This is a genomic window from Acidobacteriaceae bacterium (genome assembly GCA_035944135.1).
Lineage (GTDB): Bacteria > Acidobacteriota > Terriglobia > Terriglobales > Acidobacteriaceae > Granulicella.
This window is the reverse complement of record DASZBM010000002.1, coordinates 1546628-1562179: the sequence shown is the minus strand read 5'-3', so window position 1 is coordinate 1562179 and position 15552 is coordinate 1546628. Positions and strand designations below refer to the sequence as shown.

Annotated in this window: 15 protein-coding genes; 2 read left to right on the top strand and 13 right to left on the bottom strand. The window is 55.9% G+C overall.

Translation table 11 applies throughout. The annotated features are described in order from the left end of the window. Window positions 1–6: 6 nt before the first annotated feature. The 12 genes from VGU25_09140 to VGU25_09085 form a co-directional block, all read right to left on the bottom strand. Window positions 7–1503 carry an NADH-quinone oxidoreductase subunit N gene (locus VGU25_09140; protein ID HEV2577364.1) on the bottom strand — a complete coding sequence of 499 codons (1497 nt, stop codon included), beginning with the start codon at window positions 1501–1503 and terminating at the stop codon, window positions 7–9. After that, window positions 1503–3002, bottom strand: coding sequence for an NADH-quinone oxidoreductase subunit M (locus tag VGU25_09135; protein ID HEV2577363.1), 1500 nt, complete (start codon window positions 3000–3002; stop codon window positions 1503–1505). The genes VGU25_09140 and VGU25_09135 overlap by 1 nt, the downstream gene beginning before the upstream one ends. A 3-nt stretch (window positions 3003–3005) precedes the next feature. After that, window positions 3006–4562, bottom strand: coding sequence for an NADH-quinone oxidoreductase subunit M (locus tag VGU25_09130; protein HEV2577362.1), 1557 nt, complete (start codon window positions 4560–4562; stop codon window positions 3006–3008). Next, window positions 4559–6619 (bottom strand): NADH-quinone oxidoreductase subunit L, encoded by a 2061-nt coding sequence (nuoL, locus tag VGU25_09125; GenBank protein ID HEV2577361.1) that lies wholly within the window; start codon window positions 6617–6619, stop codon window positions 4559–4561. The genes VGU25_09130 and nuoL overlap by 4 nt, the downstream gene beginning before the upstream one ends. Before the next feature lie 7 nt (window positions 6620–6626). Then, window positions 6627–6938: an NADH-quinone oxidoreductase subunit NuoK gene (gene nuoK / locus VGU25_09120; protein ID HEV2577360.1), complete on the bottom strand. Its 312-nt coding sequence runs from the start codon at window positions 6936–6938 to the stop codon at window positions 6627–6629. After that, window positions 6935–7435 carry an NADH-quinone oxidoreductase subunit J gene (locus VGU25_09115; protein HEV2577359.1) on the bottom strand — a complete coding sequence of 167 codons (501 nt, stop codon included), beginning with the start codon at window positions 7433–7435 and terminating at the stop codon, window positions 6935–6937. The genes nuoK and VGU25_09115 overlap by 4 nt, the downstream gene beginning before the upstream one ends. Window positions 7436–7577: 142 nt before the next feature. After that, window positions 7578–8753, bottom strand: coding sequence for an NADH-quinone oxidoreductase subunit NuoH (nuoH, locus tag VGU25_09110; GenBank protein HEV2577358.1), 1176 nt, complete (start codon window positions 8751–8753; stop codon window positions 7578–7580). Window positions 8754–8758: 5 nt separating this feature from the next. After that, window positions 8759–9352 carry a 4Fe-4S dicluster domain-containing protein gene (locus VGU25_09105; protein HEV2577357.1) on the bottom strand — a complete coding sequence of 198 codons (594 nt, stop codon included), beginning with the start codon at window positions 9350–9352 and terminating at the stop codon, window positions 8759–8761. 53 nt (window positions 9353–9405) lie between these two features. Beyond that, the gene (locus VGU25_09100) at window positions 9406–10572 is read right to left on the bottom strand and encodes an NADH-quinone oxidoreductase subunit D (GenBank protein HEV2577356.1); all 1167 of its coding nucleotides are present in this window, start codon (window positions 10570–10572) and stop codon (window positions 9406–9408) included. Between the two features lie 3 nt (window positions 10573–10575). Continuing rightward, complete coding sequence (locus VGU25_09095) at window positions 10576–11130, bottom strand: NADH-quinone oxidoreductase subunit C (protein ID HEV2577355.1); 555 nt, start codon at window positions 11128–11130, stop codon at window positions 10576–10578. Next, a complete protein-coding gene (locus VGU25_09090) occupies window positions 11114–11758 on the bottom strand; it encodes an NADH-quinone oxidoreductase subunit B (GenBank protein HEV2577354.1) in 645 nt (214 codons plus the stop codon). The genes VGU25_09095 and VGU25_09090 overlap by 17 nt, the downstream gene beginning before the upstream one ends. Before the next feature lie 52 nt (window positions 11759–11810). After that, window positions 11811–12191: an NADH-quinone oxidoreductase subunit A gene (locus VGU25_09085; protein ID HEV2577353.1), complete on the bottom strand. Its 381-nt coding sequence runs from the start codon at window positions 12189–12191 to the stop codon at window positions 11811–11813. A gap of 223 nt (window positions 12192–12414) precedes the next feature. Between VGU25_09085 and VGU25_09080 the strand changes: the two genes are divergently transcribed. After that, complete coding sequence (locus tag VGU25_09080) at window positions 12415–14268, top strand: 2-oxoacid:acceptor oxidoreductase subunit alpha (protein ID HEV2577352.1); 1854 nt, start codon at window positions 12415–12417, stop codon at window positions 14266–14268. 29 nt (window positions 14269–14297) lie between these two features. Beyond that, the gene (locus VGU25_09075) at window positions 14298–15332 is read left to right on the top strand and encodes a 2-oxoacid:ferredoxin oxidoreductase subunit beta (GenBank protein HEV2577351.1); all 1035 of its coding nucleotides are present in this window, start codon (window positions 14298–14300) and stop codon (window positions 15330–15332) included. Between the two features lie 18 nt (window positions 15333–15350). Here VGU25_09075 and VGU25_09070 read toward each other — a convergent pair whose 3' ends face one another. Then, on the bottom strand, window positions 15351–15551 hold the full coding sequence (locus VGU25_09070) for a hypothetical protein (protein HEV2577350.1): 201 nt from the start codon (window positions 15549–15551) through the stop codon (window positions 15351–15353). Between the last annotated feature and the right edge of the window lies 1 nt (window position 15552).

Genomic DNA, 15552 nt, shown 5'->3' with positions numbered 1-15552 from the left:
GTTCCGTCAAAACTGAGCGATGCGAATTGGTTGGTGCAGCCAAGCCAAGAAGAGGTTTGGCGCGCAACCAAGCAGCAGGATGCTCAACGCAATCGCGCAAAGAGCAAGCTGGCTCACGATCGGTACGTGGATGCGGTTCGCCTCTGAAGGCGGTTCCGCGATATAGATACGCTTCAGCACCTGCAGGTAGTAGTAGAGAGAAACGGTGCTCATGGCAATCGCCAGAACCACGAGCCAGAGCAGACCGAGTGGATGTTGTCCAGCGGCCAGCGCCGAAGCAAAGAGAAAGAATTTGCCGAAGAACCCGGCCAGGGGCGGGATTCCTGCAAGCGAGAGCATAAAAATCAGCATGCAGAAGGAGAGCAGAGGCGCACGACGGCTGAGCCCGGCAAAGTCAGAGAGCTTTTCACCGCCAAGCTGCTCTTCAACGATAGCTACGGCTCCAAACGCACCAATCACGGTCAAAGCATAGGTGACCGCATAGTAGAGCAGGGCGTCGAAGCTCTGTTCGGTGTGCGATACCAGTCCCAGCAAAATGTATCCTGCTTGCGCGATTGCCGAATAGGCGAGAAGCCTGCGGACGCTGGTCTGCGTGATGGCCACTAGATTCCCAAGCACCATCGACATAGCCGCCACGACTGCAACGATTGGAACCCAGCCGGGTGTGTAGTTTTTCCAGTCGCCGCTGCCTCCCGCTCCGGCGAAGCCGATAACCATCACCTGATAGAAGATGACGAAGCCCGCTACCTTGGCGCTGGAGGCAATGAGTGCAGCGCTGCTGGATGGCGCTCCTTCATAGACGTCAGGGGCCCAGAAGTGAAATGGGACTGCCGCGACCTTGAAGCCAAGCCCGAGGACGATCATCACGATTGCTGCAGCCCAGAGTGGGTCCAGAGGCGGGCTTTTAATTGCGCGCGCAATTTGCAGGAGATTTGTTGAGTTAGACAGACCGTACAGAAGGCTGAGTCCGAACAACAGGAATGCCGCCGACATTCCGCCGAAGAGAAAATATTTCAGGGCGGCTTCTGCCGAGTGAGAGCTGCGCTTGTTAAACGCTGCGAGAACATAAAGAGAGAGGCTTAGCAATTCCAGGGAGAGGAAGATCAGGAGAACATTTTCTGAGCTCACGAGCAGCATCATGCCCGTGGTTGCAAAGAGGGTGACAGCAAAGTATTCGCCAACGTGCGAGGTGAAAGATGATTCGATCGACAGGACGGCGATAAGGGCTGTCAGGATGAGTATGGCGATTTGAACCAGTTGCGATCCTGGGTTAATAACGAGGGTTCCATTGAAGACGTTCGCGTGCTGCGGATCGCGCACGATTTGTGTGATTGCGCCAAGGCAGCCGATAGCAGAGATTACAGCTCCGGTCGTGAACCGAGTGCGCATCGGAGCGGTTCGGGAGATCAGGAGATCTGCGGCAAGCGCGAGCAGGGCCGTGACAACCACAATCACCTCCGGCAGGAGGAGATGAAGGAGCGCGGTATAGGAGACTGCGATCATTACCAGTGTCCTTTCCGCAGGCCGTCAAAGAGCGGTGAGTTCAGGGCTGGAATTATCAGGTTCAATAGAAATTGCGGATAGAGTCCAATCGTCACGCTAGCGAGGATTAGCATGAGAGCCCCGATGCGTTCAGGCATCGAAATGGCAGCGAGTGTGGGCGTCGTGCTCTCGGGATCGGTGTCAGAGAAAAATGCCTTCTGCAAGGCGCGCCAGGCGTAGGCAACCGAGATTGCAATTCCGATGCCTGCGACGATCACATACCTTGGAAACGCGCTCCAAGCCCCGATGAGAATCTGGAGTTCGGCGACGAAGCCGCTGAACCCGGGCATTCCGATAGAAGCGACCGCTGCAATGACGAAGGTGAATGCCGCGAAAGGGATGGCTTTGCTGAGGTGCATTTTGCTTAGTGCGGTCAGATCGCGAGTGTGCGTGCGGTCATAGACCATGCGTCCCACGACAGCGAACAGCAGCGCTGCCAGGACACCATGAGAAAACATCTGCACTACCGCTCCGGTGAGGCCGATACGGCTGAGAGTCATGAGGCCTAACAGCACGAAACCCATGTGGCTCACACTGGAATAGCCGATGACGAATTTGAAATCCTGTTGCACGAGCGCGACCAGTGCGCCATAGACGATGCCAATCACCGCAAGCAGGCTAAAGACATCGCGCCATGAAGCAAGGCCGAGCACAGCGAATCCCCAGGGATCGAGCCCGTGGGGAAACAGCGCCATGGCGACACGCAAGCAGCCGTATGCGCCCAGTTTCATGACAACTCCGGCAAGGAGCATCGAAGCTGCTGTCGGCGCGGCGACATGGCCTGTGGGAGCCCAGGTATGGAATGGCCAGAGGCCGGCCAGAATTCCGAAGCCGATAAACGCGACTGGAAACGCCCACATTTGAAAGTGAAGAGGGAAGGGGAATTGTGACAGTGCCAGCAGGTTCATCGTCTTCGCGCCGGCGACTACATATGCCGCGATCAGAACGAGAAGCACCATTGCACTGCCCACCAACGAGTAGAGGGCAAGCTTCATCGCGGCATATTCGCGCTGTGTCGAACCCCAGATGGCAATGAGGAAATACTTCGGAATGATAGCGATCTCGTAGAAGACGAAGAGCAGGAATAAATCGGCGCTGAGGAATACGCCGTAGACTCCTCCGATAAGGGCGAGATAAAGCGCGAAGAACTCTTTTGAGCGATGTTCGATGTTCCAGGAGAAAAGGACGCCAGCAATGGCGACGATTCCGGTGAGCAGGACCAGCACGAGGCTGATGCCATCAGCGGCAAGATGGTATTCAATACCGAGCGACGGAACCCATGATCGATGAACGATGGTGGCAATGGCGCCATTTGCCGGCCGCAGCAACGCGGAGATTGTGACCGTAAATCCCGCAATGGCCGCCAACAATGCGATGCCGCGCGCAGCCTTTGCCGGCACGCCGGGCAACATCAGGACCAGTGCCCCCAGAAACGATATGTAGATTGTCCAGGCGAGCAAGAGCTAGTACCTCACCTGCTGCACCAGGGTCATGACGGTGCTGTTGATGATGCCGAGAATGAGTTGCGGAAAGACGCCCAATGCAAACATGAGGGCGATTGGGGAAAACAGCGCGAGCCGTTCGGTGACTGTCAGGTCCGGCATGTTCGACCACCGCTCATTGAGGGGACCAGAGAAGACACGCTGCAGTATTGTCAGGATGAAGATTGCAGTGACAAGCAGGCCGAGGAGGGAGAGCGCAGCAGCCCATGCCGCGAGCGGGAAGACGCCTCGAAAGATGAGGAATTCTCCGATGAAGCCGTTCAGCCCAGGCAAGCCGAGAGAGGCAAACAGGGCGATGCCCATCAGCCCGGTGAAGACGGGAACGACCCTGCGGAGACCACCGAAATCGTTTAGGCCACGCAATCCTCCAGTGCGCGTTTCCAGCAACGCCACGAACCAAAATAGCGCCGAGGCAATCAGGGCGTGGTTGAAAACCTGCAGGATCACACCATCGAGAGCCGCGATCTTAGCTGTTGTTAGAGCGACGGAATTGCCGGTGAAACTGGCAACTGCAAAGATTCCCAGCATGCAATAGCCAAGGTGATTGATAGAGGAATAGGCGAAGATACGCTTCAAGTCTTTTTGCGCGAGGGCCGCAAACGCGGAGAGAACAACTGTGGATACAGCGAGCCACAAGAGCACCGTCAGCGTAGATCGAAGCTGCGGGGCAAAGATTGGAAGAACGATTCTAAGGAACCCGTAGACACCCATTTTTGACATTGCGCCGGTGAGCAGCATTGTCGTGCCGGTTGGCGCTTCGGCGTATGTCGAAGGCAGCCATGTATGAAGTGGAACGAGAGGGACCTTAACCGCGAAGCCGAGAAATACACCGCCAAAGATCAAGAGTGCAATATGTTCCGGCGTAAACCTGTGCCACGCGAGATGTGTAGCCATGGCCGGGACAAGCTGGCCCTCTCGTGCCAGTTCAGACAGGCGAAGAAAGTCGAATGTTCCTGTGCAATGGAATAAGGCAAGAAACGAGAGCAGCAATGCGACGCTGCCGACCATCGTGTAAACAAAAAATTGAGTCGCTGCGGCTGCGCGTCGAGGCCCACCCCACAGTTGGATGAGGAAGAAAGCGGGGATGAGGCTTAGCTCCCAGAAGATGAACCAGTGAAAAAAGTTTAGAGCTGTGAACGTTCCGAACAGGCCAGCTTGAAGGAACAGGACGAGAGAGAAATAAAGACTTTCTCGCTCGCGAATCTGCGAGGACGCGGCAATCGACATGGTCACGACAAGAGCCGAAAGCAGCAGCATCACGAGCCCAAGCCCATCGATGCCCAGGTGATACTCCGCGCCAAGCGAGGGTATCCATGCGTGCAACTCCTGGAACTGAAGCTGTCCAGAAGCCGAGTCAAAGCCGTGAGACAGGATAAGTATCAGAGCGAGTGCAATGAAGCTGAAAACCAGTGCGAGGATCCGAGCACGGTTCTTCTGCTTGTCACCAAGGCCAAGAATTGTGATGGCGCCGATCAGGGGCACAGCAGTCAGCACTGAAAGGAATGGAAATACCTTCATCCGTGGTGACCCCAGATGAGGAATAGGACGAATCCTGCAAAGGCGATTCCGATGACGCGGAGATAGCTTTGCACGCGGCCATCCTGAAGGCGCGAAAGAAGCCGGCCGCTGAGGACTGCTTCCTGACAGCTTTGATCAAAGATGCGGTTTACCACGGAAACATCCGTTGATCGGCTCAGCCGGGAAGCTCCGAGTGTAAGCGACGATATGAACTGAACCGCGCCATTGAAGACTGATCGATCGAGCCAGTCACATACGCGGGAGAACCATGTAGTGAAGCGAACGAAGGTAGCCTGATAAAAGGCGTCAACAAACCAGCCGTTACGCAACACGCGAAAGATTTGCGGAGTAAATCGTTCGAGGGCATCGGGGGCTGCGGGCTCCGGCGCCGGTTTACTACCGTAAAGCAACCAACCTACGCCCAGGCCTATCAAGACGAGCGCTGTCGACGAAAGCATCACCGCGAGGACACCACTCTCTGCAAATCCTCGAAGATCGAACCGTACCTGCTGGCCATCGAGAAACCTGCTAAACCATGGCCATGCGGGTGTGCCGATCAGTCCCAGCAGCATAGAAAAACCTGCGAGAATGACGAGCGGAAACGTCATGATGACAGGGCTTTCGTGTGGAGTTTTTACAGGCCGATCGAATCGTGGCGATTCCCCGAAGAAGACGTAGACGACCTGCCTCGTCATGTAAAAGGCAGTTAGCAAGACACCAAAAGCTGCCAGATAGAAGGGCGTTCGCGATCCACTCCAACCGGATGCTGCGTGAAGGATCGCATCTTTGCTCCAGAAGCCTGAGAAGAGGAGCGGAAAGCCGCATAGTGCCAGCATCCCGATGGCGTATGTGGCGAATGTGATTGGCATGAGCTTGCGCAATCCGCCCATGCGACGGATGTTCTGTTCCTCATGGCAGCCATGGATGACCGATCCCGCGCCCAGGAAGAGCAGGGCCTTGAAAAAAGCGTGTGTGATCAGATGAAACATTCCCACAGCAACGCCACCAACGCCAAGACCGAGCATCATGTAACCGAGCTGGGAAACGGTAGAGTAGGCAAGGATGCGCTTGATGTCATCCTGAGCGACGGCAATACTCGCAGCGAAGACAGCAGTGATGGCGCCAACCCAGGTGACAACTTTTAGCGCGGGTGCTGCTTCGGGCGACAAATCGAGCCCGGCATGGCCACTCATCAGTGGATACACACGCGCAACCAGGAAGACGCCGGCAGCAACCATAGTAGCCGCGTGAATCAACGCGCTCACTGGCGTTGGGCCCTCCATCGCATCCGGCAGCCAGACATGCAGCGGCACCTGACCGGACTTTCCGATTGCTCCGCAAAAGATCAGCAGTGCTATCCCCGTGGAAGCGGCCATGCCGAAGATCGTCGTGTGTGTGACAAGCTTGATAAGCGCGGTGTGTTCAAGGCAGCCAGCGCCATTGTCGTAGAAAAGCAACGTACCTGCCTGGGAATACAGCCAGACCATTCCCAGCAGGAACGCGAGATCGCCGATCCGCGTGGTGATGAATGCTTTCTTTGCCGCGGCTGCTGCGCTTGGCTTTTGATACCAGAAGCCGATGAGCAAATATGATGTGAGGCCAACGATCTCCCAGCAGATAAAGAGCAAGAGGAGACTGTTCGCGATGACGAGGCCCAGCATTGCCCCGGCAAAGAGTGAGAGGAAACAGAAGAAGCGCGCGAAATTCTCGTCGTGCGCCATATAGCCGACGCTATAGATGAAGATCAGCAGACCGACGAAGGTGACCATCACCAACATTACGGCTGTAAGTGGATCGAGGACCCATCCCACCTTGAGCCACTCACTTCCCACTTGGAACCAACCGAAATCGCAGATCTGCCTCGCTGCGTTCCCTTGATTACCGAACCGAAGAGTCTCTGCAAATGCAATCAGAGACAGCAACAACGAGAGAGATATGGAGCCAATCGCAACGGATGCTGCAAACAGGCGGTGTTTGCGGTGGGCGATTGCGCTCAGTCCAGCCGCTATGACAGGCATCGAGGGAATGAGCCAGAGGTTATGTGCGATCCAGGTCACTGTTTGCTCATCCCCTCATCGAATCGATCCGGTCGAGATTTGTCGTCTTGAAATGTCGATGCACAGCGATGATCAGAGCCAAACCAACGGCGGCTTCGGCCGCTGCGATACCGATTGAGAAGAGAGCAAACATGACGCCTGTCAGCGCTTCGGGATTCGCGCTGTATCGCCAGAATGTGATGAAGTTCAGATTCGCGGCGTTGAGCATAAGTTCGATCCCGATGAGAACGAGTATGGCGTTGCGGCGGACGAGGGCGCCAGCCAGGCCGATGGCGAAGATGACTGCGGAAAGAAGAAGGTAATCGACTGGTGCTGTCATTTCTCCCTCCTCTGTTCACGCATGGCAATGGTCACCGCTCCTACAAGCGCGGCGGTCAGCAGCAGGCCAATCACCTCAAGCGGAAGCACAAACTGCGACATCAACGCGTCACCGATCTGCCTGACAGTAACTTCGGGGCGGGGTCGGAGCGGAAGTGCTGATACCGCGCTTGAACGAATCACCCAGGCCAGGATTCCAAATACAGCGGCGGCGACGAGGATGCTTGTGGCCCATCCAGGCGAAACAGCCAGCCGTGTCATCCCCTCGTGGTTCCGGGTAAGAAGGATTGCGAAAACAATGAGGATTGCTACCGCGCCGACGTAGATCAGAATCTGGGCGAAACCAACGAATTGAGCGCCAAGCTGGAGATATAAACAGGCCAATCCCGTAAAGGCCAGCACAAGTGCCAGAGCGCAGTGGACGAGGTTGCGCAGAGTCATTGCGGCGAGCGCTCCGGCAACCGTGAACACAGCGGCGATGGCAAATGACAAGCTCACCTCTCCCGGCACGTCTCCATTTTCATCGGCCTTCGTTCTACGTTTGTTACATCGCTGACATTCTCGTTAATCAGCGCGTCTCCAGCAACAAAAAGTTCTTGACCGCGCCAAATTGCACCATGACATGCAATGCATCGCACTCCTAATCGGCGAACTGGTAGGTTCGCCTTTGCAGCTTCTTCGACTGCATGAGGCCGCGTCCAAGCAGGAAATAAGAGACAGCAAGCAGGATTGCAGCAACAAGCCATCGAATAACGCCGGAAGGCGTGAAATGCCAGATGGCCGCGGCAAACAGGTTGATCAGTGCCATCGGCAGCATGAATTTCCACGCAAAGTTCATAAGCTGGTCCATGCGAAGGCGAGGGAGTGTACTGCGGATCCAGATAAGCATGGCAATCAGCACGACGAGTTTAGCGAAGAACCAGAAGTAGGATGGGACCCAGGTGAGAAAAGAAAATGGTGCGGTCCAGCCCCCGAGAAAGAGCGTGATGGCCAGCCCGCAGATCGCGAACATCCCGATGTATTCGCCGAGGAAAAACAAAGCGAACTTGAAGCCGGAGTATTCGACCAGATAGCCGGCAATAATTTCGGATTCGCCTTCGGGCAGATCGAACGGCGAGCGATTGGATTCCGCAATGCCCGCGATCATAAAGAGCACGAAGCCGGCGAACCCCCATGGCGTGAAGACAAACCAATGCGGCAGAATTCCGTAATAACCGGACTGACTTTCCACGATCGCGACGGTTGATAGAGTACCCGCCGCCATGACGACGGTGATCGTAGAAAGAATCAACGGAATTTCGTAGCTGATCATCTGTGCGATAGCGCGCATCGCGCCGAGCAGCGAGTACTTGTTGCGGCTGGACCAGCCGGCCATAAAGATAGTGAGTTCGATCGCCGAGCCGGCGGCAAAGAAATAAAGGAGGCCGGCGTCCAGGTTGATCGCAGTCATGTTACGGCCCAAGGGCAGAACGGCATAGCCAAGAAACGCTGCGGCGACAAGCGCGATTGGCGCCAGCATGTGAACGACAGCATCCGCTGAGTGCGGAACGATATCTTCTTTGGTCAATGATTTCAGCCCATCTGCGAGCGGTTGCAACAGGCCGAAGGGGCCGACTCGATTCGGACCGTATCGGTTTTGGAATCGGCCCAGCCCTTTGCGCTCAAGAATCGTTGTTAAGGCGAACAGAGAAGCGAACACAGCAAGAATTGCGACGGCTGACAGCACAGCAGAGAAAAGCGGCTGCACCCAAACAGGCGAATGTGCCAGTATCCAGTGTTTGAGAAGCACGAAGATTTGGTCCGTCGTTTCAGTCATAGCTGTCAGCTTGTCGTAGGCGAAGAATCGGGTTGAGCTGTTGAAACGGCGGCATTCGCGGGGGGCTTTGCCTTAGCCTTGGCCTTGGCAGCATCCAGTCGTTCATCTACTTCAGTTGCTGTAACTGGATGGATCTTGTGAAAGTAGCTGTTGGGCTTCGCCAGTTGTTCTTTGTCCCAGAGCAGTCCGCCAAAACGATCGGTCGTGCTTAGCTCGAACGCGGTGTCCATCTCGATGGCATCGAACGGGCAGACCTCAACGCAGATCTGGCAACTCATGCAAACCGAGATGTCGATGTTGAAGACCGCAGGGTAAAACTGTGGCTTGCCTGTGTGATCGGGTTTCTTGTCGCTGCTTTTTTCGATGAAGATGCATTGAGGCGGACATTCTTTTTCGCATATCTGGCAGGCAACACAGCGCATCCCTGCCTGCCAGTTGTCGCCGTCGTAGACGAGGAAGGGAAAATTGCGCGCAGCCTCAGGCTGAGGCAGGCGCTCTTCAGGAAACTGGATGGTGGTCAGCCGGTCCTTGCTGATGAAGCTGCCGAAGAAGTTCCGGGCGGTCTCCACCAGTCCTTTCAGGATGCCTTCACCCAGCATGGCTTATGTCTCCCGCACAGGCTGTGTGACTTGTCACATATGGATGGGTTGTTCTAACGGTCCACCTCCCCCAACACAATATCTACGGTGCCAAAGATCACAATGGTGTCCGCGACACTGTAACCGCGGCACATATCTTCAAGGACAGTCAGGTTGATCAAACTTGGTGGGCGAACGCGGTAGCGGTATGGATTGGCCGAGCCATCGCTGATGAGATAGAAGCCGAGCTCGCCCTTAGGCGCTTCGATCCGTCCATAAGCTTCGCCGGGTTTAGGACGGAAGCCGCGGATCTTTGCCTTGGGGTCCATGATGGGGCCTTCTGGAAGGTCGCGCAGAGCTTGATTGAGAATCTTCAGCGATTCGCGCATCTCCAGCATGCGGACCATATAGCGATCGTAGACATCGCCGTGCTCACCCAACGGAATTTTGAAGTCGAAGCGGTCATAGATCCCGTATTTGTCCACTTTACGGATGTCATAGTTCACTCCTGACGCGCGAAGCATCGGACCGGTCACGCCGGCATTGATTGCCAGGTCTCTTTTAAGCACGCCGACACCCTGAGCGCGTGCCATGAAGATTTCATTTCCGGTCAACAACTGCTCATACTCATCCAGGAAGCGTGGAAACTCTTCAACAACCTTCTTCGTCTGTGCAAGCCAACCAGCGGGCAACTCGACACGACAGCCGCCAAAACGCATGTAGTTGCACATCATTCTTGAGCCGGTGAGCGATTCGAAAAGGTCGAGTATCTTTTCGCGTTCGCGGAAAGCGTACATCAGCGGCGTACCGCTGGCGCCCATCTCCTGCGTCAGAAACCCGATCGTGGCGGTGTGATTCACCAGACGTGTAAGTTCCGCAGTGATAATGCGGATGTACTCGGCGCGTTCTGGAACTTGTAACCCGGCGAGCTTTTCGACGGCGAGCGCGTAGGCCCAGTTGTTGGTAAGCGAACAGATGTAGTCGAGCCGATCGGTATACGGCATCGAGGCAAGATAGCTGACTGACTCGGCGATCTTCTCGTGGTTGCGATGCAGGTAGCCGAAGACGGGCTTCAGCTTCACGACCTGTTCTCCGTCGAGCACCACATCCATGCGGAAGACGCCATGCGTTGATGGATGATGCGGTCCCAGAGCAATTTCCAGCAGTTCATCCTGACCGCCGCGAGCGGCAGGATCGTCGTGCATCTCTTCCTCTACCCGCGCTGTGGTCATGCTCATCATGGTTTACTCAGGCTGCCCCATGGCATGCTGCTTCGCCTTGGTCAAAACCTTATCGTGTGCTGTTGGTTCATATTCGTAATCGTCGGGTTCGACGTAATCCCTGCGCATGGGATGATCTTCGAATTCATCCCACATCAGGATGCGGCGCAGATCAGGGTGGCCGTCGAAGATGATTCCATAGAGGTCGAAGATTTCGCGCTCCTGGAACTCGGCGCTTCGCCAAACTGGGGTAAGCGAGGGCAAATGGACTCTGTCCGTGCGGTTCTCTGTGCGCAGCCGAAGCACGACAGGGCCGTGCTTCCTCTCCATGGAATACAGGTGATAGACAGCTTCGAGATATCCGCGAGAGTGCTCTGTTTCAAGCCAGTCCACACCGGTGACATTGGAGCAGTAATCGAGCCGCAGCTCTGCATCGTCGCGCAGAAACGTGGCTGCCTCCACCGCGTGGGCAGAATCGAGGAGCAGGGAATGCTGTCCTGAGGGGCTGCTGTCGAGGATGATCTCCGGGTGGCAACCGGGCACAGAGGCTTCGAGCCTGGCCTTAATCTCCTCGAGCATTAACGTCTCCTGCCCCGCATGAATCGACATTGTTGAGAATGCGAAAGACGTCAGGGTTGTTCGGCGGCTCCAGATCATGCGCGCCGAACCGCGGCACGACAAATTCGCTGGGCGCTTCCGGATCCAGATGCCGCGGTCTGCCTTCGCCTGTCAGTGTTTGACCTGCGATCTTTTTCTGCAAGGTCATGAACGCATCAATGAGGGCTTCGGGACGGGGAGGGCATCCGGGAATATGTACATCGACGGGAATGTAGCGGTCGATGCCCTTCAAAACGTTGTACCCCTGCTTGAATGGGCCACCTGAGATGGCGCATGCGCCCATGGCGATCACGTATTTTGGCTCTGCCATCTGGTTATAGAGGCGCACCACCTGAGGGGCCATCTTTTTGGTCACGGTGCCGGAGACAATGATCAGGTCAGCCTGACGAGGAGAGGCTCTGAACACTTCGGCGCCAAATCGCGCCAGGTCGTAACGCGCCATGCTTGTTGCAATCATTTCGATGGCGCAGCACGCGAGACCAAACGTCATCGGCCACACGGAGTTCTTCCGGCCCCAGTTGTAGAGCTCTTCGAGAGTCGTTGTGACGATCCCTTGTTTGCTCAATTCGATTCTGAGTTTCTGGTCCATCGCGATCCTGTGCCGTCCTGTTTCTTCGACGTTCCGCACTTCTGCCTGATCGTCATACCCAGGTCAATACGCCCTTCTGCCATGCCCATACGAGTCCTTCGACCAGCAGGAGCAAGAAGACCACCATGGCGATGGAGGCCCCCACGCTTAGACCGCTGAATGATACGGCGAACGGCAGAAGGAAGATCGCTTCTACATCGAAGATCAGAAAGATGATCGCGTAAAGGTAATATTCCGGGCTGAAGGGTATCCAGGTGGTGTCCTTTGCCTCCAGACCGCATTCATACGTGGAGTTTTTGTACGGTCCTGGTTTGCGCGGAGAGAAGCTCTTTGACCAGAGCCACGCAAGTAGGAGCGGAGCGATCGCAAAACCTGCGGCGGCGATCGCAAGGACCACGATGGGAAGGTAGCCGCCGAAGACCGGAGGATTCATAAACACCTGAGCCGGTAAATGTTATCAACCGAACCTATCGCTCGAAACAGTTATGCAACCTGATTCTCCATCATCATTTCGACAAATCAAGGTATCAATTGAAGTACAACGCGTCAAAAACGATGGTTCCCGCAGCGCGACGCCTCAAGCCGAGCTTGGGAACGTATATGGTATTGTGGCTTCGTGAAACTCCCAGCTTCCATTAAAGGAGGGAGAACTACTCATGGCGGCAGAACACGTCGAAGGCGGGACCCAAACTGAAACAGAGATGCCTCGGCAGTCTCCGCAGCGGAACATCGTCAACGACTTCAGCATTCAGGTCGCGACGGTAAACGGATCAGGATCCCAATCAGCCAACCTGGTATTGCTGCGGTCAATCTTCCGGATGGGAATTCCGGTCAGCGGCAAAAACCTCTTTCCTTCCAATATTGCCGGCCTACCCACCTGGTACACGATCCGCGCCAGCAAAGATTCATATATCGCTCGCAAGAAGGAGATCGACATCCTGATTGCGATGAATCCGGAAACATGGCAAGAGGACATGCTGTCGCTGCCGGCGGGAGCAGCAGCGATTTATGAAGAGTCTGCCAATCTCCAGCAGCTCCGGAGCGATGTGGCCTGCTATCCGGTGCCGTTTGACAAGCTGACCGCTGCAGTCTGTCCTGAGGCGAAGCTGCGCAAGCTGGTCAGGAACATGGTCTACGTTGGCATCGCCGCGCAGCTTCTGAAGATGGATCTCGTCGCCGTCGAAGCCGCCTTGCGTAAGCAATTTGCCAAGAAGGTTAAAGCTGCAGACCTCAACTGGGCGGCGGTCCAGGCAGGCTACGAGTATGCCTCGGCGAACTTCACGAAGCACGATCCCTTTGTTCTCGAGCCGATGAATGAGACCGCAGGGAAGATCATTATCGACGGAAATACAGCGGCTGCACTTGGATGTGTTTTCGCTGGCTGCACAGTGGCGATGTGGTATCCGATCACGCCGTCGTCATCGCTGGTCGAAAACTTCATCGATCTCGCAAAGCGTTACCGCATAGAAGACAATGGCAAGGCAACTTTTGCAGTCGTGCAGGCTGAAGACGAACTGGCGGCAATTGGCGCCGTGCTTGGAGCTGGCTGGGCCGGCGCGCGCGCGATGACGGCGACATCCGGGCCGGGTATATCGCTTATGGCAGAGTTTGCCGGGCTCGGCTATTACGCCGAGCTTCCCGGAGTGATTTTCGATATACAGCGCACGGGGCCGTCGACCGGTCTCCCGACGCGCAATCAGCAAGGCGATCTGCTCTCTGTCGCGTTTCTGTCGCATGGAGACACAAAGCACGTCATGTTGATTCCAGGCAATGTCAGAGAGTGCTACGAGATGGCGCAGGTGGCGTTCGATCTCGCGGAGCAATTGCAGACGCCTGTTTTCGTCATGTCTGATCTCGATCTGGGAATGAACAACTGGATGTCCGACCCATTTCCTTACCCTGACAAGCCGTTGAACCGAGGTAAGGTGCTGAATGCGGAGGATCTGAAGAAGCTGGGCGGCTTTGCCCGCTATAAAGATGTCGATGGTGATGGCGTGGGCTATCGCACATTGCCGGGGACTGACCATCCGCTTGCGGCCTACTTCACGCGCGGCTCAGGCCACAATGAGAAGGCCCAATACACTGAGCGGCCGGACGACTATCTCAACAATATGGAGCGGCTGGCAAAGAAGTTCGAGACCGCTCGCTCGCTCGTCCCGCGGCCCGAAGTCGTGCAGACGGGCAAGGCGAAGATAGGGCTGATTGCGTTTGGGACCTCTGATTTTGCAGCGCGTGAGAGCCGCGATCAGATGCACAAGGAATACGGGATCGAGACGGACTATCTTCGACTTCGCGCCTATCCGTTTACGAGTGAAACCCATGATTTCATAGCCTCGCACGAGCGGGTGTACGTGGTTGAGCAGAACCGCGACTCTCAGATGTTGAGCCTGCTGAAGCTGGATATAAAGGCTGAGGATGTTGTCAGGCTGCGCAGCATCCGCCACTTCAATGGGCTGCCGATTGACGCGCGGTCCATCACCGACGATCTTGTCACGCAGGAAGGCGTCTAATGGCAACGACTCCAGCTACATCCAATCCAGTGGCGCCGAAGCCGGCAGTCAAGACAAACAGAATCGGGCTTCAGGTTCTTGATTATCGTGGCGGCAAGACGACGCTTTGCGCTGGCTGCGGCCATAACGCGATCTCGGAACGTATCATCGATGCCTGCTATGAGATGGGAGTTCAACCCGAACGGCTGATGAAGCTTTCCGGCATCGGCTGCTCCTCGAAGAGCCCGGCCTACTTCATGAGCCGATCTCACTCGTTCAACAGCGTTCATGGGCGCATGCCTTCGGTTGCGACAGGAGCCCTGCTGGCCAACCACACCATGAAGGCGTTGGGGGTGAGCGGCGACGGAGACACCGGCTCCATTGGTATTGGGCAGTTTGTACACATGCTCCGCCGCAATCTCCCGATCATCTACATCGTTGAGGACAATGGAGTCTACGGCTTAACGAAGGGACAATTCTCCGCGACTGCAGATGTTGGGTCAAAGCTAAAGACCGGGGTGATCAACGATCTGCCGGCGATCGATCTCTGCGCCCTTGCGATTCAATTAGGAGCTACATTCGTGGGGCGGTCCTTCTCGGGTGACAAGAAGCAGCTGCTTGCGATGCTGAAAGCGGCCATCGCGCACAGCGGCACGGTCGTGCTCGATGTCATTTCGCCCTGCGTCACGTTCAACGATCACGAGGGCTCTACTAAAAGCTACAAATACATGCAGGAGCATGAAGAGGCGATCTCCGAGGTCGGCTTCGTGCCTTACTTTCAAGAGATCGACGTGGAATACGATCCAGGCACGACGATCGACGTGAGAATGCACGACGGTAGTCATCTACGACTGCGCAAGCTGCGTGAAGACTTCGACCCTGCGGATCGTGCGGGGGCGATTTCCGCATTGATGGCCGCACATGCAAATGATGAAATCCTGACCGGTATCTTCCATGTGAACACTGCGAAGCCTACCTTCACCGAGTTGTTGAACCTGGTCGATGACCCTCTGGCCACCTTGCCAGATGCGCGTGTGCGGCCGGGCAAGGCGGTGCTCGATGAAGTAATGCAGAGGTTGATGTAGTTTTTGAGTTCGAGGCTGCTACTCGCCGCTGTGTTCCGCTTCCGCATTGGGCTCGGGGTAATCCGTATCGTTGTCCTTCAGCATCTCATCCTGGTCCCGATGTCCGAGCTGACCCGCCATGGAGTTGTGTGAGCGTCGCTTGAGATTATCCTGAACACTATCGTCTTCTACTGCGCCCTTATGCATATCTTCGTCCGGGGTCTTTGCGCGATCCGCCATT